This window comes from Pseudomonas sp. JC1203 (assembly GCF_056175065.1).
Genome location: NZ_JBWCAM010000004.1, coordinates 237,737 through 256,174 on the forward strand (window position 1 = coordinate 237,737; position 18,438 = coordinate 256,174).

The window sequence follows — 18,438 nt, forward strand, 5'->3', positions numbered from 1 at the left end:
GCCTTCAGGCCGCGTCACCGGCGCCGCGCGGTTTCAGGCCGCGCTCGGAGGGGCGGCGCACACCCGCCACCAACTTGTCCACCGCCCGCGCCGCCGCCACCATGCCGAAGGTTGCAGTCACCATCATCACCGCGCCAAAACCACCGGCGCAATCGAGCTTCACACCTTCCCCCACGAATGCCTTGGTCAGGCACACGCCGCCCTTGTTGTCCGGGTAGCGCAGCTGCTCGGTGGAGTACACACACGGCACGCTGTAATGGCGGGTGGTGTTACGCGAGAAACCGTAGTCACGGCGCAGGGTGGACCGCACGTTGGCCGCCAGCGGATCGTTGTGGGTGCGGTTCAGGTCGCACACCTTGATCTGCGTGGGGTCGATCTGCCCGCCCGCACCGCCGGTGGTGATGATGCCGATCTTGCGACGCTTGCACCAGGCAATCAGCGCCGCCTTGGCCAACATGCTGTCGATGCAGTCGATCACGAAATCCAGGTCCGGGGTGATGTACTCGGCCATGGTCTCGCGGGTGACGAAGTCGCTGACCGCGTGCACCGTGCATGCGGGGTTGATCGCCCGCAGGCGCTCGGCCATCACCTCGACCTTGGGCTTGCCTACATTGCCGTCCAGGGCATGCAACTGGCGGTTGACGTTGCTGACGCAGACGTCGTCCAGGTCGAACAGCGAAATCTCGCCCACGCCGCTGCGGGCCATGGCTTCCGCCGCCCAGGAGCCCACGCCGCCGATGCCGACAATGGCCACATGGGCGGCGCGCAGGCGCTGCATGCCCTCGCGCCCGTACAGCCGGGTAACACCTTCGAAACGTGGATCTTCTGTGCTCATGGACCTGGACCTCAAAAACCGGCGCGCATTATAGGCCTGTAACACGCACAGATCACCTTCGGCGTTTAATGCGCTACAACTAATAGCAGGCAAGAACTTAACCAAAAAATTCCAATCTAAACGTATGTTTTCAGACATCTCCTATACACACTTGTAACGTGCAGAGTAGGATGCGCGCCGGTTCGGCGCCCGTCGCCGGCACTCCCCCGTTCCCCCGCTTCGGAACCCAAGCCCCCATGTCATCGCGTAAATTTGGTCTCAACCTGGTGGTAGTCGTCGCGATCGCGGCGCTATTCACAGGTTTCTGGGCGTTGATCAACCGCCCGGTCAGCGCCCCCGACTGGCCTGAGCAAATCTCCGGCTTCTCCTACTCACCTTTCCGCCTGGGCCAAAGCCCGCAGAAAGAGCAGTACCCCACTGACGACGAAATTCGTCAGGACCTCGAGCAGATGAGCAAGCTGACCGACAGCATCCGCATCTACTCGGTGGACGGCACCCAGGCCGACATTCCGAAAATTGCCGAGGAATTCGGCCTGCGCGTCACCGTGGGCGTATGGATCAGCCCCGACCTTGAGCGTAACGAACGCGAAATCGCCAAGGCCATCGAACTGGCCAACTCCACCCGCAGCGTCGTGCGCGTGGTGGTCGGCAACGAAGCGCTGTTCCGCAAGGAAGTGACCGTCAAGGACCTGGAAGCCTACCTCGACCGCGTACGCGCTGCCGTGAAGGTACCGGTGACCACCTCCGAGCAGTGGCACATCTGGGAGCACAACCCGTCGCTGGCCAAGCACGTCGACCTGATTGCCGCGCACATCCTGCCGTACTGGGAATTCATTCCCATGGACAAGGCCGGCCAATTCGTCCTCGACCGGGCGCGGGAACTCAAGCACATGTTCCCGAAAAAGCCGCTGCTGCTGTCTGAAGTAGGCTGGCCGAGCAACGGCCGCATGCGCGGTGGCGCCGACGCCACCCAGGCCGACCAGGCCATCTACCTGCGCACCCTGGTCAATAAGCTCAACCGCCAGGGCTACAACTACTTCGTGATCGAAGCCTACGACCAGCCGTGGAAGGCCAGCGACGAAGGTTCGGTGGGTGCGTACTGGGGCGTGTTCAACGCCGCGCGCCAGCAGAAATTCAACTTCGAAGGCCCGGTGGTGGCCATTCCGCAATGGCGCGTACTGGCCATCGGCTCGGTGGTGCTGGCGATGCTGTCGCTGGCCCTGCTGCTGATCGACGGTTCGGCCTTGCGCCAGCGCGGCCGCACCTTCCTGACCTTCATCGCATTCCTGTGTGGTTCGGTGCTGGTGTGGATTGGCTACGACTATAGCCAGCAGTACAGTACCTGGTTCAGCCTGACGGTCGGTTTTCTATTGGCCCTGGGCGCGCTGGGCGTGTTCATCGTGCTGCTGACCGAGGCTCACGAACTGGCCGAGGCCGTGTGGACGCACAAGCGCCGCCGGGAATTCCTGCCGGTGGAGGGCGATTCCAACTACCGGCCGAAAGTGTCGATTCACGTGCCGTGCTACAACGAGCCGCCGGACATGGTCAAACAGACCCTGGACGCCCTGGCGGCGCTGGATTACCCGGACTACGAAGTCCTGATCATCGACAACAACACCAAGGACCCGGCGGTGTGGGAACCGGTGCAGGCTTACTGCGAAACCCTGGGCCCGCGCTTCAAGTTTTTCCACGTCGCGCCGCTGGCCGGCTTCAAGGGCGGTGCGCTGAACTACCTGATCCCGCACACCGCGCCAGACGCCGAAGTGATCGCCGTGATCGACTCGGACTATTGCGTGGACCGCAACTGGCTCAAGCACATGGTGCCGCACTTCGCCGACCCGAAAATCGCCGTGGTGCAGTCGCCGCAGGATTACCGCGACCAGAACGAAAGCACCTTCAAGAAGCTCTGCTATTCCGAGTACAAGGGCTTCTTCCACATCGGCATGGTCACCCGCAACGACCGTGACGCGATCATCCAGCACGGCACCATGACCATGACTCGCCGCTCGGTGCTCGAAGAACTGGGCTGGGCCGACTGGTGCATCTGCGAAGACGCCGAGCTTGGCCTGCGCGTGTTCGAAAAAGGCCTGTCGGCGGCGTACTACCACCACAGCTACGGCAAGGGCCTGATGCCCGACACCTTCATCGACTTCAAGAAGCAGCGTTTCCGCTGGGCCTACGGCGCCATCCAGATCATCAAGCGCCACACCGCAAGCCTGTTGCGCGGCAAGGACACCGAACTGACCCGTGGCCAGCGCTACCACTTCCTGGCGGGCTGGCTGCCGTGGGTGGCCGACGGCATGAACATCTTCTTCACCGTGGGCGCCCTGCTGTGGTCGGCGGCGATGATCATCGTGCCGCAACGGGTCGACCCACCGCTGCTGATCTTCGCGATCCCGCCATTGGCGCTGTTCGTGTTCAAGGTAGGCAAGATCGTGTTCCTGTACCGTCGCGCCGTGGGCGTGAACCTCAAGGACGCCTTCGCTGCCGCCCTGGCCGGGCTGGCCCTGTCGCACACCATTGCCAAGGCGGTGCTGTACGGCTTCTTCACCACCAGCATCCCGTTCTTCCGCACCCCGAAGAACGCTGACAGCCATGGCCTGCTGGTAGCGATCTCGGAAGCCCGCGAGGAGCTGTTCATCATGCTGCTGCTGTGGGGCGCGGCCGGCGGCATCTGCTTCGTGCAAGGCCTGCCGAGCTCCGACATGCGCTTCTGGGTGGCCATGCTGCTGGTGCAGTCGTTGCCTTACCTGGCGGCGCTGGTGATGGCATTCCTGTCGTCGCTGCCCAAGCCGGCGCCAGCGCCGGAACCGGTGACCGCGCAGTAACCTGATGAGAGGCCCGCAGATGCGGGCCTTTTTTTCTTATGACAAGTTCAAGAACCTCATCTGTCGCTAACCAGGACACACGGTCATGACAAGAACCGGTATAGGCACAACACCCCCAAACCGAAGAAAAAGGTTACCGCAAAAGGCACCAAGCCATAGGTTTCAGCCAGGGACTCCTTGCGGCCCATGTCTTTCTCTATTTTATCAATTTCCTTATCGATTGCCGCTAGGAAACGCTGAGTTGGACTGCTCATTCCTTCATCCTCTTTTGACGCCAGCCTAGTCCCGCCGAATACCGACGGCAAACTCCTTTCAATGCCAAATATGCCTCAAGCGATTTCACCGCATGGAAGTCAAATCTTGAGCCAAAACGTTCCGACGGCAGTGATCGACGCTGTTGCCACCAAAATCGGATAAAACAATCCCTCTCGCTTCAACTTGACCGTTTCTGCCTTCAGCTTTGCGGTTTCCGACCTTAATTTTTCAGTTTCGATTGCCTTTCTGCGATTCTCGACAAGCAGCGCTTCGAGCTCCGCATTTTCTCTGCTGTCCAAAAACATCCGTTGCCTCCACGATCATCCAAGGTGCAGGGAACATTGTGCAGAGGCTCAAAAATGAAATATGCCGGTCGTCTCCGACGTTTCTGTAGGAAGCTTCTCCCTTGGAATTGATCGTGTCGGTCCATAGATCCACCAGCCCCTGCGCCCGCCCCCGTTTTGCTTTAACATGTCGCCCTCTTTATATGCGCCCTGCCCTGTTTTCGGAGTCTTCCCCATGACGGCCCACGCCGACCTTTCGCCGACCCTGCAACTCGCCTGCGACCTGATTCGCCGCCCTTCGGTCACCCCGGTGGACGCCGACTGCCAGAAGCTGATGATGCAGCGCCTGGGCGATGCCGGCTTCACGCTTGAGCCCATGCGCATTGAAGACGTCGACAACTTCTGGGCCAGCCACGGCACTCAGGAAGGCCCGGTGCTGTGCTTCGCCGGCCACACCGACGTGGTGCCCACCGGCCCGGTCAGCGCCTGGCAGACCGACCCGTTCGATGCGCTGATCGACGAGCAGGGCATGCTCTGCGGGCGCGGCGCGGCCGACATGAAGGGCAGCCTGGCAGCCATGCTGGTAGCGGCCGAGCGCTTTGTGGGCGACTACCCCAACCACCGCGGCGCGGTGACGTTCCTGATCACCAGTGACGAAGAAGGCCCGGCCCACCACGGCACCAAGGCTGTGGTAGAACGCCTGGCCGCGCGCAACGAGCGCCTGGACTGGTGCATCGTCGGCGAGCCGTCGAGCACCACCCTTGTGGGTGACGTGGTCAAGAACGGCCGTCGCGGCTCCCTGGGCGCGACCCTGACCGTGCGCGGCAAGCAGGGCCACGTGGCCTACCCGCACCTGGCCCGCAACCCCATTCACCTGGCTGCCCCGGCCCTGGCCGAACTGGCCGCCGAGCACTGGGACAACGGCAACGCCTTCTTCCCGCCCACCAGCTTCCAGGTGTCGAACCTGAACTCGGGCACCGGCGCCACCAACGTGATCCCGGGCGACCTGACGGCCGTGTTCAACTTCCGTTTCTCCACCGAATCCACCGTCGAAGGCCTGAAGGCGCGCGTTGCCGCCATCCTCGACAAGCACGAGCTGGACTGGCACGTGGAGTGGGCGCTGTCGGGCCTGCCGTTCCTGACCGAGCCGGGCGCCCTGCTGGACGCGGTGTCGGCCAGCATCAAGGCGGTCACTGGCCGCGAGACCCAGGCATCCACCAGCGGCGGCACCTCCGATGGCCGCTTCATCGCCACCCTGGGCACCCAGGTGGTCGAACTGGGCCCGGTCAACGCCACCATTCACCAGGTCAACGAGCGCGTGCTGGCCAGCGACCTCGACGTGCTGACCGAAATCTATTACCAGACCCTGGTGAAACTGCTCGCATGATGCTCACCTGCCCCATCTGCAACGCCAGCCTGGCCAATGCCAGCGCTGGCAACGGCGTGGTCTGCCCTGCCGGCCACAGCTTCGACCGCGCACGCCAGGGTTACCTGAACCTGCTGCCGGTACAGCACAAGAACAGCCGCGACCCGGGTGACAACCAGGCGATGGTGGAAGCGCGCCGCGACTTCCTCAACGCCGGCCATTACTCGCCCGTGGCCCAGCGCCTGGCGGAACTGGCCGCCGAGCGCCAGCCTGGCCGCTGGCTGGACATCGGCTGCGGCGAGGGCTACTACACTGCGCAAATCGCCGAGGCACTGCCCAAGGCCGACGGCTACGCCCTGGACATCTCCCGCGAGGCGGTGAAACGCGCCTGCAAGCGTGACCCGGCCGTCACCTGGCTGGTGGCGAGTATGGCGCGCATTCCGCTGCCCGACGCCAGCTGCCAGTTCCTGGCCAGCGTGTTCAGCCCGCTGGACTGGCAGGAAGCCAAGCGCCTGCTGGTGCCCGGCGGCGGCCTGATGCGCGTGGGGCCGACCCGCGAGCACCTGATGGAGCTGCGCGAACAGCTGTACGATGAAGTGCGCGAATACGTGGACGACAAACACCTGCTGCAGGTGCCTGAAGGCATGAGCCTGGCCCACAGCGAGACGCTGACCTTCAAGATCAAGCTGATCGACGGCCCGTCGCGTGCCAACCTGCTGGCCATGACACCCCACGGCTGGCGCGCCAGTGCCGAACGTCGCGCGAAGGTCATCGAGCAGCCACGGCCGTTCGTGGTCACCGTCTCCATGCGTTACGATTATTTTGTGCTGCAACCCTGATTCCCGAGTGAGTACGTCCATGCGCCAACCCGATATCGAGATTTACCTCAAAGACGCCGACGTCGACCACAAAGCCATCGCCGCGTGGCTGAGCGAGGCCCTGGGCCCGTGCAGCGACTGGGTACAGAAGGGCCATACCTGGAAGTGCAAGGCTGGCAGCGTGCCGGTGACCTGGCTGCCCAAGGCCGTGGGCAAGTGGAACAGCCTGTACCTGGAAAGCGACCAGACCCCATGGGACGACGACATCGCCTGCGCCCGCGCAGCCTTTGCCGCGCTGCAGGTGGAAGTACGCTGCGCGCCTGGCAGCTGGGTGGAAGAAGAAGGCGAAGAAAGCGCCGACACCTGGATTCGTGTCAGCGCAGACGGCGAAGAGCAGATCACCTGGCGCACCGGCTGACCCGCACCTGTAGCCGCTGCCGCAGGCTGCGCTGGCCTTTGCTCACACTGCAATCGCCAGTGCGGCACAGGCCAGCGCAGCCTACGGCAGCGGCTACACGTCACGATTTACCCGTCACAGCCCCTGCACGTCCTCGGCCTGCGGACCTTTCGGGCCGTCAACCAAGGCATACTCCACCTGCTGCCCCTCTACCAGCGACCGATGCCCTTCGCCACGAATGGCGCGAAAGTGCACGAACACATCGGCCCCGCCCTCACGCTGGATAAAGCCATAGCCCTTGGCATCGTTGAACCACTTGACGCTTCCTGTCTCACGAGACGACATCGACCTACTCCGTTTTTTTCTATTTATGGGATACAACTATTATCGCGGCGGCGCTTTTTGCCGGACGACCGAGCCTGTACAGTGCCGAACATCTGTTTCATGCAAGCACAGGCCTTATGACCCGTTTCCCGTTCCGCCGCTTCGCCTTTGGCACCCTGCGCCGACTGCTGTACCTCTGGGTTCGCTCCGAGACCATCAACCAGTCATCCTTCACCCTGAACCTGGACCGCAGCCGGCCGGTGTTCTATGTGTTGCAGTCGCCCTCGGCCAGTGACCTGGCGGTGCTGGACACCGAGTGCACCAAGGCCGGCCTGCCGCGCCCGGTGCTGCCTGTGGCCGTTGGCCAACTGCTGGAACCTGCGGCGTTCTTCTACCTCACCCCGGAACCGGACTGGTTGGGCCGCCACGACAAGCGCGGCGCGCCACCGACCCTGGAGCGCCTGGTAGCGGCCATTAGCCAGAATGCCGAAGAAGATGCACAAATCATTCCCGTCAGCGTGTTCTGGGGCCAGACCCCGGCCAGCGAGTCCAGCCCCTGGAAGCTGCTGTTCGCCGACAGTTGGGCGGTCACAGGCCGTCTGCGCCGGCTCGTCAGCATCCTGATACTGGGCCGCAAGACCCGCGTGCAGTTCTCCGCGCCCATTCATTTGCGCGAGCTGGTGGCACAGAACAAGGGCCATGAGCGCACCCTGCGCATGACCCAGCGCCTCCTTCGGGTGCATTTTCGTAACCTCAAGGCGGCGGTCATTGGTCCGGATATTTCCCACCGGCGCAACCTGGTCAAGGGCCTGATCCACGACAGCCAGGTACGCCAGGCCATCAGCGAAGAGGCCGAACGCCAGAACATCCCGCTGGAGAAAGCCGAGGCCCAAGCCTTGCGCTACGGCAACGAAATCGCCTCCGACTACACCTACACCGCCATCCGCTTCCTGGAAGTGGTGCTCAGCTGGTTCTGGAACAAGATCTACGACGGCATCAAGGTCAACAACATCGAAGGCGTGCAGGACGTCGCACCCGGCCACGAAGTCATCTACGTGCCGTGCCACCGCAGCCACATCGACTACCTGCTGCTGTCTTACCTGCTGTTCCGCAACGGCCTGACGCCGCCGCACATCGCCGCCGGCATCAACCTCAACATGCCGGTGATCGGCAGCCTGCTGCGCCGTGGCGGCGCGTTCTTCATGCGCCGCACCTTCAAGGGCAACCCGCTGTACACCGCGGTGTTCAACGAATACCTGCACACCCTGTTCACCAAGGGTTTCCCGGTGGAGTACTTCGTGGAAGGCGGGCGCTCGCGCACCGGGCGCATGCTGCAACCCAAGACCGGCATGCTGGCCATTACCCTGCGCAGTTTCCTGCGCTCATCGCGCATGCCCATCGTCTTCGTGCCGGTGTACATCGGCTACGAGCGCGTGCTGGAAGGCCGCACCTACCTGGGCGAGCTGCGTGGCGCCAGCAAAAAGAAAGAATCGATCTTCGATATCTTCAAGGTCATCGGCGCGCTCAAGCAGCGCTTCGGCCAGGTGGCGGTAAACTTCGGCGAGCCTATCAAGCTGGCTGAATTCCTCGACGCCGAACAGCCGGACTGGCGCGAACAGGAGCTCGGCCCGCAATACAAGCCGCAGTGGCTGCATGAAACCACTCACCGCCTGGGCTCCCGGGTGGCGCAGCACCTGAACGAGGCCGCCGCCGTCAACCCGGTAAACCTGGTGGCCCTGGCACTGCTGTCCACCACCCGCCTGGCCCTGGACGACGCGGCCATGGCGCGGGTGCTCGACCTTTACCTGGCCCTGCTGCGCAAGGTGCCGTACTCGCCGCACACCACCTTGCCGGAGGGCGACGGCCGCGCGCTGATCGACCACGTCAAGGGCATGGACCTGCTGTCCGAACAAAGCGACGCGCTGGGCAAGATCCTGTACCTGGACGAGCAGAATGCCGTCCTCATGACCTACTACCGCAACAACGTGTTGCACATCTTCGCCTTACCGGCGTTGCTGGCCAGCTTCTTCCAGAGCAGCTCGCGCATGAGCCGCGAACAGCTGCTGCGTTACACACGCGCGCTCTACCCGTACCTGCAATCGGAACTGTTCATCCGCTGGTCCGTGGACGAACTGGAAGGCGTGGTCGACCAGTGGCTGGAAGCCTTCGTCGAACAGGGCCTGCTGCGCTTCGAGAACCAGGTCTACCTGCGCCCGGCGCCCAGCTCGCGCAAGTTCGTGCTGTTGACGCTGCTGTCGCGCAGCGTCGCCCAGACCCTGCAGCGTTTCTACATGGCCATCGCCCTGCTGCTCAACAATGGCCAGCACGCCCTCAGCGCCGAAGAACTGGAAGACCTGTGCACGATCATGGCCCAGCGCCTGTCCATCCTGCATGGGCTCAACGCCCCGGAGTTCTTCGACAAGAGCCTGTTCCGCCACTTCATCCAGACCCTGCTCGACCAGGGCGTGGTCACCCGCGATGCGGCCGGCAAACTGGGCTACCACAACAAGCTCGGGGAACTGGCCGAGGGCGCCGCCAAGCGCGTGCTGCCGGCGGAAATTCGCCTGTCGATTCGCCAGGTGGCGTTGCACCGCAGGGACGAAGCCTTCCAGGGCAGCTGAAGTGCCGAGCGTTTATCCGTATCCTGTGCATTCCTTCGCTGCATTCGATACGGAGATCCGCCCATGAAGAAACTCACTCTGGTTCTGTTCAGCGCCCTGCTGGGCGCGTGCAGCAGCTTCGACAGCGCGCCCGAGGCAAGCCTGGACGGTGAAGTGTTCTACCTGCAGCGCATGGCGCTGCCACCCTCGGCCACCCTCAGCGTGAGCCTGCAGGACGTCTCCCTGGCCGACGCCCCGGCCCAGGTGCTGGCCAGCCAGAACGGCCCCATCAAGGGCCAGGTGCCGTTGCCGTTCCACCTGCAATACGACCCGCGGCAAATTCGCCCCGGCCACCGCTATGCGGTCAGCGCCCGCGTGGAGGCTGACGGTCAGCTATTGTTTATCAGCACCGAGCAGCACACCGTGCAGCTGGATGGCAAAGACCCGCAGCCGCTGCGCATTCGCCTGAACCCTGCCCGCTAATTCAAATATGCAAAAGGACGCACCCATGTTCCGTCGCTCCGCCCCCTTCGCCGGCCTGATGGCAGGCCTGCTGCTGTGCACCCACGCCTTCGCGCTGGACCTTTCCAGCCTTTCCCAGGGTGACGCCAGCGGCGGCCTCAAGGACGCCCTGACGCAAGGCGCCCAGGTGGCAGTCAAACAACTGGGCACGCCCGGTGGCTTCAACAATAACCCCGACGTGCGCATCGAACTGCCAGGCAAACTGGGCAAGGCCGCCAAGGCGATGAAGAAATTCGGCATGGGCAGCCAGGTGGACGCCCTGGAAACCAGCATGAACCAGGCCGCGGAAGCCGCCGTGCCACAAGCCCAGGCGCTGCTGGTGGACGCCGTGAAGAAAATGACCGTGACCGACGCCAAGGCCATCCTTGCCGGCGGCAATGACTCGGCCACCCAGTACCTGAGCAAGACCAGCCGCGAGCAGATCCGCGCCAAGTTCCTGCCTATCGTCAAGCAAGCCACCGACAAGGTCGGCCTGGCGCAGAAGTTCAACAGCTTCGCCGGCCAGGCCGCCAGCCTGGGCGTGATCGACAGCAAGGACTCGAACCTGGAAGGCTACGTGACCGAACAGGCGCTGAACGGCCTGTTCAAGGAAATCGCCAACCAGGAAGCCAGCATCCGCAAAAACCCGGCGCAGGCAGCTACCAGCCTGGCGAAGAAGGTGTTTTCGGCGCTGTAAACAGCAGACGCAGCCTTCGGCAGCTGCTACGGGATTGAGTTCGTAGCAGCGGCCGCAAGGCCGCGTCATGAGCGCCTGCGCTCCGACGGGTACACTGCGGGGAACGGACGCAGCCTTTGGCAGCTCGCCACGCTGCGTCGCGGGCTTTAGAAGCGGTACACCGCCGACAAAACCGCCGACCTTCCATCCCCATACTCGATCGCCGAAGAACGCTTGTTGTTGCCCTCCACCGTGCGCACCCGCTCCACGTAGTGGGTGTTCAACAGGTTGTCGATGTTCAACTGCAGGTCCAGCTCCTTGGTCACCTTGTAGCCCAGCATGGCCTGGTGCACCCAGTAACCGTCAACCTTGTAGGTGGCATCGTTGCGCAGGTTGCGCTCGCTCACGTGGCGCAGCCCGTAGCCCAGGCGCCAGTCGCCGGGCAATTGGTAAGCGGTCCACAGGCTGAAGGAGCGCGGCGGGGTGTTTTCCAGGGCCTGGCCTTCGGCACGTGGGTTGGACCTGGACTTCAGGGTTTCGCTTTGCATGAAGGTGTAGTTGGCAATCACCTGCCAGTGCTCACTGAGGTTGCCGGTGGCACCAAGCTCCAGGCCTTGTACCCGCTGCAGGCCAGCCAGCAGCGACTCGCCGGTTGCGAGCTTCTCGCGCACATTGTCCTTCTGGGTGCGGAACAGCGCTGCGTTCAGTTGCAGGTCGCCAGCCAGCAGGTCCCATTTGGTGCCCAGTTCCCAGGTGCGACTGGTTTCCGGGTCGACCTTGTGGGTGCCTTGGGTAACGCCATAGCCGCCAGTGACCAGGCTTTCCGCAGACGGGTTGAAGGAGTTGCCGTACGCCAGGTAGATGCGGCCGTTGGGCGCAGGCTTGTACACCAGCCCGGCGCGGTGGCTGAGGAAGGCATCGCGGGTGTCGTATTTGCTGCGGGTGTCATCGGGCTTGCGTTCAAGGCTGCTGCCGTCGATCCAGTCCTGGCGCAGGCCCAGCATCAGGTCCCATTGCGGGTGCAGGCTGAGGGTGTCGAGGGCGTACACGCTGGTGGTCTGCAGGCGGTTGCGCATGCTGGCTTCGCGGGTACGGCTGATAGGCCCTGCCCAGTAGCCAGGCGGGTTGGCCAGGTCATATTCGTGGCCTGCCGCCAGCTTGCGGATGTTGTAGTTGCTGGCGTCACGGCGGTAGCGTTCGAACGACAGGTCCATGCCGGTCACCAGCGTGTGGCCGATGCCGAAGGTGTCGAAGCGGCTGGTGAGCAGGGTGCTGTTCAGCCACTGGTCGGTGACGATCTCGCGGCCATAGCCCTGGGGCCCGGCGGGCCGGTATTTGCCTGGCGGCAGGCCGTCGCGGTCGACATGGGAGGCAGACACCACGCCGCTGCGTTGCACGCGCGAGTAGCGCAGGGTGTTCTGCAGCGACAGTGCATCGCTGAAGTCATGCTCGAACAGCGCACTGAGACGGTCGGTGGTGACCTGGTCCTTGTCCAGGTTGCGCCAGCCGAAGTAGGCATCGCGCTTGACCCCTTCAATCAACTTGCCCTGGAAGGTGGGCAGGCCGTAATCGGGCAGGTTGTCGTCCTGCTGGTGCAGGTAACTGAAGGTCAGCCGGGTGTCGTCACCCAGGCCCAGCAATACCGATGGCGCCAGGCCCCAGCGCTCGCGTTCGATCTGCTGGCGGCCGGGCACGTCATTGCCGTGGGCCATGAGGTTGAGACGCACCGCGCTGCCGGTGCCAACGCCGGGCAGCGGCTGGTTGGTGTCCAGGGTCATGCGCCGGTAGTGGTCGGTGCCAAGGCCTGCGCCCAGCTCGGTGAAGGCCTCGGCCTGCGGGGTCTTGCTGATCAGGTTGGCGGTGCCGCCGGTGGTGCCGGCGCCGCCAAACACCGAGTTGGGGCCCTTGATGACCTCCACCGCCTGCAGGTTGAAGGTGTCGCTGCGGGTGGTCTGCGGGCTATCGCGCAGGCCGTCGAGCAGCACGTTGTTGGTGGCGTCGAAGCCGCGGATGTTGATGAGGTCACCCGAGCCACCGCCGCCCTCGCCGGCATCGAAGGTGATGCCCGAGACGTTGGACAGCACCTGGCGCAGGCTGAGCGCGTTCTGCTCGCGCATGACCTGCTCGCCGACCACGGTGACGGTCTGCGGCGTGTCGAGCAGCGACTCGGTGAGCTTGCCCGACGCCGAGCGCTCGGCCTTGTAGCGCTGCTGGCGCTCGCGCTCGGCCTCGACCTTCAGCGTTTCCAGTTGCACCGGCGCCCCTTCGGCGAACGCCAGCCATGAGCAGGACATCAGTGCCAGGCCGCTGGCGGGCCGGGTCAGGCCCGATCGTAAATTTGCCATGAAGTACTTCCTCCCCCAAAAATTGAGGGGGAAGTCTACGGGCGAAAAAGCTGAAAAAACCGCCGCAGCGAAAATCAGGAAACGTCCTACTTTACGTCTGTAGGACGCAAATCCCTACTATTTCAGCGCTTTCTTCGGATAGATGTCATAACGGCTCGATTTGCCTTCCAGGCTATGGCTGGGCTTGGGCCCGTCGATGCATGGCGCCTTGCGCGGGCGTTTTACCACTACGCGGTGGGTGGCCAGGGCCAGGGCCGCGGCCAGCAAAGCCGGGGCGTCCATATCGTCGCCCACCAGGGGGCGGAACAGGCGCATTTCCTTCTTCACCAAGGCGCTTTTCTCACGGTGGGGGAACATCGGGTCAAGGTAGATGACCTGGGGCGGCTCGCCCTGCCATTGGCTGATCAGCTCGATGGAGTTGCCCTTGAGCAGGTGCATGCGGGCAACGATGGCGCCCACCTCGGCATCGCCCTGGGCGCGGGCCAGGCCGTCCTCCAGCAGGGCGCCAATGATGGGTTGGCGCTCGATCAGGCTCATCTCGCAGCCCAGGCTGGCCAGCACGAAGGCGTCCTTGCCCAGGCCGGCGGTGGCGTCCAGCACACGCGGGCGCACGCCCTGCTGAATGCCCACGGCCTTGGCGATCATCTGCCCGCTGCCGCCACCGAACAGCCGGCGGTGGGCCACCGCACCTTCGACGAAGTCAACGCGTACCGGCCCCGGCGCGTCAGGCCCCAGTTGCTGCAGCTGCAGCCCGGCGTCGGTGGCCTGCAGGGCAAACTCGGCGTCCGGCGCGTCCAACGGCAGCGCCAGGCGCTGGGCCCATGCCTGGGCCTGGGGTTCAAGGGCGCTGGTGTGCGCCTCGACGCGGATACATACCGCCGCTTGCTGCTCTGCCATGAAATCCACTACTCAAAAAATTTAAAGATCGGCCAATTCGGCCGATAAGGAATATGTCAGGTATTTTGCCAGAGCCAGCGCCCTTTAGTGCCATGAGCAACCTTCAAACCACCTCCATTGGCTACATTTCGCCCCACGGCGACTTCAGCCGCCAGAACACCCAGGCATTGGGTGGCATCAGCCACCTGTGGTCGGACTTCTTCGCCCAGGCGATGGCTGACCAGGTGGGTGATGCGGCCGATGGCAGCCTGGTGTTGCCAGAGCAGGCGGTGGACACCGAAGTAGAGCCCGCTGGCGGTGGCGACGTGCTGGCGCAGATCACCTCGCAACGCCTGTGCGACGTGCAGGATACCGAAGTACGCCCCCCCGAACCGCTGTTCCTGCCCAAGGCCGAGTTCGAGACCGAACTGCTGGACAAGCCTGCCCCACCCTACCCGCCCGAAGAAATCGTCGACCAGCAGAAGCAGCTGGACTACGACAACGGCTGGGTGCGCCCCGTCGTGATGAACGCCAACCAGCCGCAGCCCGAGCCGGGGCCTGCACCAGCACCCAAATCCCTGTTCCTGCCGATTGCCGAGTTCGAGTGGGACCTGGCCGACAAGCATGTGCCGTTCGACGCGGCAACGCTGGCCGAGCAGGACAAGCAGTTCGCCTATGACACCAAGTGGGCGCGGCCGTTGATTGTCAATAATTTGCGTTTGGCGGCGTAATCTCGCTTTCCCCCCTGTAACCGCTGCCGAAGGCTGCGCTGGCCCTGCCCCCAACAAAGATCTTCAGTGTTCGCGAGGGCCAGCGCAGCCTGCGGCAGCGGCTACGGTTAGCGGTGTCCGACAGCTTTTGAAACAACCCCACGATTGTCCTACCGCGCCCACAGGGATAGGTTACCCCCGTCACTGCACATCAGTGACCGGGTGTGAGAGCCCGGCTGGCCATTAGGCTGCACACGCACAGAAACTGTTTTGCACGGTTTTGAAAACCTCTGCAAACTGTCTACGGCGGTTGTGTACGGGCAGACTTTGTCTGGCCGGGTTGCCTATTGACCGGTGCTCTCACCCTGTACGCAGCCGCCACCATTCGTGTGAGACCGAATGCTGGCAGCGCCAACTCATCAATAGGAAGTTGATATGTCAGACCTTGTCCCGGCACCCCCCCTCTTCACCCTCCACCCCAACCTTCCCACCGAAGAAATCCTGATGCACGCAGCCCACCTGCTCGACTGCATTGCCAGCACTGCCTACGAAAACGCCGACAGCCTGCAAGGCCACGAGCGCAAACAGGCCATGGCCGTGTTCTACCTGGTAGAAATGGTCAAGACGCTGGTGGACGGAGCAATCGAAAGCATGGACCGCGAGCGAGTGATGGCGTAACCCGCTTACAACAACCCCAACTGCTCCGCCACCGGCTCGCGCGGATGTTCGGGCAGCGCCGGCAGGCCCGGCAACCGTTCCATCAACCGCGCATGGAAACGCCGCGCCAGCAGCGGGGCGCGGTGGTTGTCGGAGGTGTGCAGGAAGATATAGGGCATGCGCCCTTCTTCAATCCACTCGGCGATCTTGCCTACCCAGGGCACCAGGAAGCTGTCGTTGGCCAGCAGATCCGGGTGGCCGATGAAGCGCACCTGCGGGCATTGGCTGAAAGCCGTGGGGCGTGGCGGCACCTTGGGCTTCTTGGCCTGGGCGTCGAGCACCGCGGCGGTCTGGTCGGTGCAGCTGAACAGCGCGCGCGGGTCCAGGCAGATACGCTCCACCTGGCGCCCCATCAGCAGGCGGTTGAGCACCCGCTCTTCGTCACCGCGGGCAAAGAACGCCGGGTGGCGCACTTCCACCGCCACCGGTTGCTGCAATTCGTCGATGAACGCCACAAGTTCCGCCAGCCGGTGTGGACCAAAGGTGGCCGGCAGCTGCAGCCAGAACGGCGCTACCCGCCCACCCAGGGGCTTGAGCAATTGCACGAAGGCTTCGGCCGCCGGCAGCATGTCGCGCAGGTCGGGGCCGTGGCTGATTTCCCGGGGGAATTTGGCGGTGAAACGGAAATGCTCGGGCATGCTGGCCGCCCAACGCGCCACGGTGGCAGGCGCCGGCTGGGCATAGAACGTGGTGTTGCCTTCCACGGCGTTGAACACCTGGCCATACAGCTGCAGGAATTCAGTGGGTTTGGCATCTGCCGGGTACAGGTGTTCGCGCCAGGCCAGCTCGCTCCAGGAAGGACAACCGAGGTAGTACGGCAGCAAGGGCAAGGTCAGATATGTACGTCCAGCCCCAGCACGTCCGCGTCCCACTCAACGAAGGTAGCGGTGGTCAGGTAGCTGCTGAGGGCAGTGGCCACCCGGCGGCTCATGGAGCGGTGGAAGATCATGTCCTGCGGGCGGGCCGGCAGGTTGGCAGTGGCACCGCCGCTGCGCGGGGCGCTGCGTTGTGCAGAAGGCTGAACCTCGAAGTCGCCTTCCAGGTCTTCGGCGTCGTCGGTCTGCGCGAGCGCCTTGCGGGGCTTGCGTTTGACTGGGTAGGAACTCGACGAAAAGCCGTCTACACGCATAACTGCTTACTCTGGACCGATGATGGCAATTTAGCGGCACTTGTACGGGTAAGCAAATGCCCTAGTGATAACTAGAGCACAGTTCAGGGAAAAGGTTTCATCCAGCGCCCGGATACCCGATGAACTGCTCATAAAACCGGCAGTTAGCAGCGCCATTCGTCGGCTAACGGGCTTTTGGCGTGGCCACTTTGTCGCGCAGGTACACCGGCTGTGCCAGGTCGGCGGCCACGGCTTCACCACGGGCCCAGCCGCCTTGTGCCAGGGTCAGCAAGTCCAGTGCATGTGGCAGCAGCGTGGCGTCGCAGGCCGATGGCTTGACGGCCAGGCGCTCGCCATAGCCCCAGCCGGTGCCTGCGCCGTACCAGTCGCCTTGCGCCCCGGCTGGCAACGTGACCAGTTCTGGCGCCAGCACCGCTTCGTCGCCCACCAGTTTCATTTCGCCGCCGTCGGCCTGGTAACAACCCCAGTACACCTCGTCCATGCGCGCGTCGATGGCCGCGGCCACCTGGCGCACGCCGTGTTCGCGCAGTGCGCGCTGGGCCAGCAGGGCCAGGTTGGACACCGGCAGCACCGGGCGGTCGAGGCCGAACGCCAGGCCCTGGACCACGCCGATGGCAATGCGCACGCCGGTGAAGGCGCCCGGGCCGCGGCCGAAGGCGATGGCGTCCACCGCCGACAGGCCAATGCCCGCCTCGCCCAATAGCGTCTGGATCATGGGCAGCAGCTTCTGCGCGTGCAGGCGCGGGATGACCTCGTAGTGGCTCAGCACCTTGCCGTCATGCAGCAGGGCGACAGAGCAAGCTTCGGTTGCGGTATCCAGGGCCAGCAAGGTGGTCATTGCGCGAATCCATCAAAAAAAGTGCAGCATTATAAACGTCAACGGCCCGCAAGCGGGCCGTCGGTGATCGAATGATTCGATCAGCTCAGTGCGGCCAGCACCTTGGCGGTGATGGCATCAACCGAGCCCACGCCTTCGATGTGGCTGTAGACCGGCTTGCCTTGGGCTGCGGACAGCTTCTGGTAGAAGGCAACCAGTGGCTCGGTCTGCGCGTGGTACACGGACAGGCGGTGGCGCACGGTTTCTTCGGTGTCGTCCTTGCGTTGAACCAGTTCTTCACCGGTTTCGTCGTCCTTGCCAGCCACTTTCGGCGGGTTGTAGACAACGTGGTAGACGCGGCCCGAACCTTCGTGGACACGGCGACCGGCGATACGCTGGACGATTTCCTCGTCCTTGACCGCGATTTCAACCACGTGGTCCAGCTCGACGCCGGCGCTCACCAAGGCTTCAGCCTGGGGAATGGTGCGCGGGAAGCCGTCGAAGAGGAAGCCGTTGGCGCAGTCGGCCTGGGCGATACGCTCTTTTACCAGGGCGATGATCAGGTCGTCGGAGACCAGGCCGCCGGCGTCCATCACGCTCTTGGCCTTGATGCCCAGTTCAGTACCGGCCTTGACGGCGGCACGCAGCATGTCGCCGGTGGAGATTTGCGGAATACCGAACTTTTCGGTGATGAACTTTGCCTGAGTACCTTTGCCGGCCCCGGGAGCTCCCAGCAGAATCACGCGCATCGATATGCTCCTCAACTTTTTATATGGAAATCGTCAGACCCGCCCCAGCGCAGCTAACTGCCTGAAGCCAATCCCAAAATCGGTTGGTGGCCACAAAAATGGCCAAAAGGCTGACCAAGATACACAGCGGCTCAAAGCCACACAAGCCGTCCAAAGCAGGAACAACCTGCGTCCCATGCGCACGCCCCTCGCCGGTGGCGCCCGGTGCAAC

The 18,438-nt window shown here is 63.7% G+C and carries 19 protein-coding genes; 9 read left to right on the top strand and 10 right to left on the bottom strand.

Annotated features, from left to right (window positions below; genetic code table 11):
* Positions 1–4: 4 nt before the first annotated feature.
* Positions 5–835, bottom strand: a complete 831-nt coding sequence (gene tcdA / locus AC0SZ7_RS08555; RefSeq protein ID WP_475503982.1) for a tRNA cyclic N6-threonylcarbamoyladenosine(37) synthase TcdA — start codon at positions 833–835, stop codon at positions 5–7.
* A gap of 236 nt (positions 836–1,071) precedes the next feature.
* Between tcdA and AC0SZ7_RS08560 the strand changes: the two genes are divergently transcribed.
* The gene (locus AC0SZ7_RS08560; protein WP_475503983.1) at positions 1,072–3,663 is read left to right on the top strand and encodes a glycosyltransferase; all 2,592 of its coding nucleotides are present in this window, start codon (positions 1,072–1,074) and stop codon (positions 3,661–3,663) included.
* Between the two features lie 83 nt (positions 3,664–3,746).
* On the opposite strand, the gene AC0SZ7_RS08565 is transcribed toward AC0SZ7_RS08560, so the two are convergent.
* Together AC0SZ7_RS08565 and AC0SZ7_RS08570 are read right to left on the bottom strand one after the other, a co-directional pair.
* Positions 3,747–3,917: a hypothetical protein gene (locus AC0SZ7_RS08565; protein WP_475503984.1), complete on the bottom strand. Its 171-nt coding sequence runs from the start codon at positions 3,915–3,917 to the stop codon at positions 3,747–3,749.
* A gap of 99 nt (positions 3,918–4,016) precedes the next feature.
* Positions 4,017–4,223 (bottom strand): hypothetical protein, encoded by a 207-nt coding sequence (locus tag AC0SZ7_RS08570; RefSeq protein ID WP_475503985.1) that lies wholly within the window; start codon positions 4,221–4,223, stop codon positions 4,017–4,019.
* A 214-nt stretch (positions 4,224–4,437) separates the two neighbouring features.
* Between AC0SZ7_RS08570 and dapE the strand changes: the two genes are divergently transcribed.
* Genes dapE through AC0SZ7_RS08585 form a run of 3 tightly spaced genes read left to right on the top strand, consistent with a single transcriptional unit; the run spans position 4,438 to position 6,804 of the window.
* Positions 4,438–5,589 carry a succinyl-diaminopimelate desuccinylase gene (gene dapE / locus AC0SZ7_RS08575; RefSeq protein WP_475503986.1) on the top strand — a complete coding sequence of 384 codons (1,152 nt, stop codon included), beginning with the start codon at positions 4,438–4,440 and terminating at the stop codon, positions 5,587–5,589.
* Entirely contained in the window at positions 5,589–6,407 is an 819-nt protein-coding gene (locus AC0SZ7_RS08580) for a putative RNA methyltransferase (RefSeq protein WP_475504105.1), read from the top strand. The genes dapE and AC0SZ7_RS08580 overlap by 1 nt, the downstream gene beginning before the upstream one ends.
* Positions 6,408–6,426: 19 nt before the next feature.
* The gene (locus AC0SZ7_RS08585) at positions 6,427–6,804 is read left to right on the top strand and encodes a hypothetical protein (RefSeq protein ID WP_475503987.1); all 378 of its coding nucleotides are present in this window, start codon (positions 6,427–6,429) and stop codon (positions 6,802–6,804) included.
* A gap of 114 nt (positions 6,805–6,918) precedes the next feature.
* Here AC0SZ7_RS08585 and AC0SZ7_RS08590 read toward each other — a convergent pair whose 3' ends face one another.
* A complete protein-coding gene (locus AC0SZ7_RS08590; protein ID WP_008366335.1) occupies positions 6,919–7,128 on the bottom strand; it encodes a cold-shock protein in 210 nt (69 codons plus the stop codon).
* A gap of 116 nt (positions 7,129–7,244) precedes the next feature.
* On the opposite strand from AC0SZ7_RS08590, the gene plsB reads away from it, so the two are divergent.
* The 3 genes from plsB (at position 7,245) to AC0SZ7_RS08605 (ending at position 10,905) form a co-directional block, all read left to right on the top strand.
* Positions 7,245–9,728 carry a glycerol-3-phosphate 1-O-acyltransferase PlsB gene (gene plsB / locus AC0SZ7_RS08595; RefSeq protein WP_475503988.1) on the top strand — a complete coding sequence of 828 codons (2,484 nt, stop codon included), beginning with the start codon at positions 7,245–7,247 and terminating at the stop codon, positions 9,726–9,728.
* A 63-nt stretch (positions 9,729–9,791) separates the two neighbouring features.
* Entirely contained in the window at positions 9,792–10,190 is a 399-nt protein-coding gene (locus tag AC0SZ7_RS08600) for a YbaY family lipoprotein (protein ID WP_475503989.1), read from the top strand.
* 25 nt (positions 10,191–10,215) lie between these two features.
* Positions 10,216–10,905 carry a DUF4197 domain-containing protein gene (locus AC0SZ7_RS08605; RefSeq protein ID WP_475503990.1) on the top strand — a complete coding sequence of 230 codons (690 nt, stop codon included), beginning with the start codon at positions 10,216–10,218 and terminating at the stop codon, positions 10,903–10,905.
* Positions 10,906–11,051: 146 nt separating this feature from the next.
* Here the strand turns inward: AC0SZ7_RS08605 and AC0SZ7_RS08610 are convergent, their stop codons facing one another.
* Positions 11,052–13,229: a TonB-dependent receptor gene (locus AC0SZ7_RS08610; protein WP_475503991.1), complete on the bottom strand. Its 2,178-nt coding sequence runs from the start codon at positions 13,227–13,229 to the stop codon at positions 11,052–11,054.
* A 117-nt stretch (positions 13,230–13,346) separates the two neighbouring features.
* The gene (locus tag AC0SZ7_RS08615) at positions 13,347–14,126 is read right to left on the bottom strand and encodes a class I SAM-dependent methyltransferase (RefSeq protein ID WP_475503992.1); all 780 of its coding nucleotides are present in this window, start codon (positions 14,124–14,126) and stop codon (positions 13,347–13,349) included.
* A 92-nt stretch (positions 14,127–14,218) separates the two neighbouring features.
* Between AC0SZ7_RS08615 and AC0SZ7_RS08620 the strand changes: the two genes are divergently transcribed.
* Entirely contained in the window at positions 14,219–14,836 is a 618-nt protein-coding gene (locus AC0SZ7_RS08620) for an energy transducer TonB (protein WP_475503993.1), read from the top strand.
* Between the two features lie 414 nt (positions 14,837–15,250).
* Positions 15,251–15,493 carry a DUF6124 family protein gene (locus tag AC0SZ7_RS08625; RefSeq protein ID WP_475503994.1) on the top strand — a complete coding sequence of 81 codons (243 nt, stop codon included), beginning with the start codon at positions 15,251–15,253 and terminating at the stop codon, positions 15,491–15,493.
* A 5-nt stretch (positions 15,494–15,498) separates the two neighbouring features.
* Here AC0SZ7_RS08625 and AC0SZ7_RS08630 read toward each other — a convergent pair whose 3' ends face one another.
* The 4 genes from AC0SZ7_RS08630 to adk all read right to left on the bottom strand — a co-directional run bounded on the left by AC0SZ7_RS08630 (position 15,499) and on the right by adk (position 18,227).
* Positions 15,499–16,368 (bottom strand): DUF72 domain-containing protein, encoded by an 870-nt coding sequence (locus AC0SZ7_RS08630; RefSeq protein WP_475504106.1) that lies wholly within the window; start codon positions 16,366–16,368, stop codon positions 15,499–15,501.
* Positions 16,365–16,661 carry a hypothetical protein gene (locus AC0SZ7_RS08635; RefSeq protein WP_475503995.1) on the bottom strand — a complete coding sequence of 99 codons (297 nt, stop codon included), beginning with the start codon at positions 16,659–16,661 and terminating at the stop codon, positions 16,365–16,367. Before AC0SZ7_RS08635 ends, AC0SZ7_RS08630 begins: the two co-directional genes overlap by 4 nt.
* Positions 16,662–16,824: 163 nt before the next feature.
* Complete coding sequence (gene tsaB, locus AC0SZ7_RS08640; RefSeq protein ID WP_475503996.1) at positions 16,825–17,499, bottom strand: tRNA (adenosine(37)-N6)-threonylcarbamoyltransferase complex dimerization subunit type 1 TsaB; 675 nt, start codon at positions 17,497–17,499, stop codon at positions 16,825–16,827.
* An 80-nt stretch (positions 17,500–17,579) separates the two neighbouring features.
* Positions 17,580–18,227, bottom strand: a complete 648-nt coding sequence (adk, locus tag AC0SZ7_RS08645) for an adenylate kinase (protein WP_475503997.1) — start codon at positions 18,225–18,227, stop codon at positions 17,580–17,582.
* Positions 18,228–18,438 lie beyond the last annotated feature (211 nt).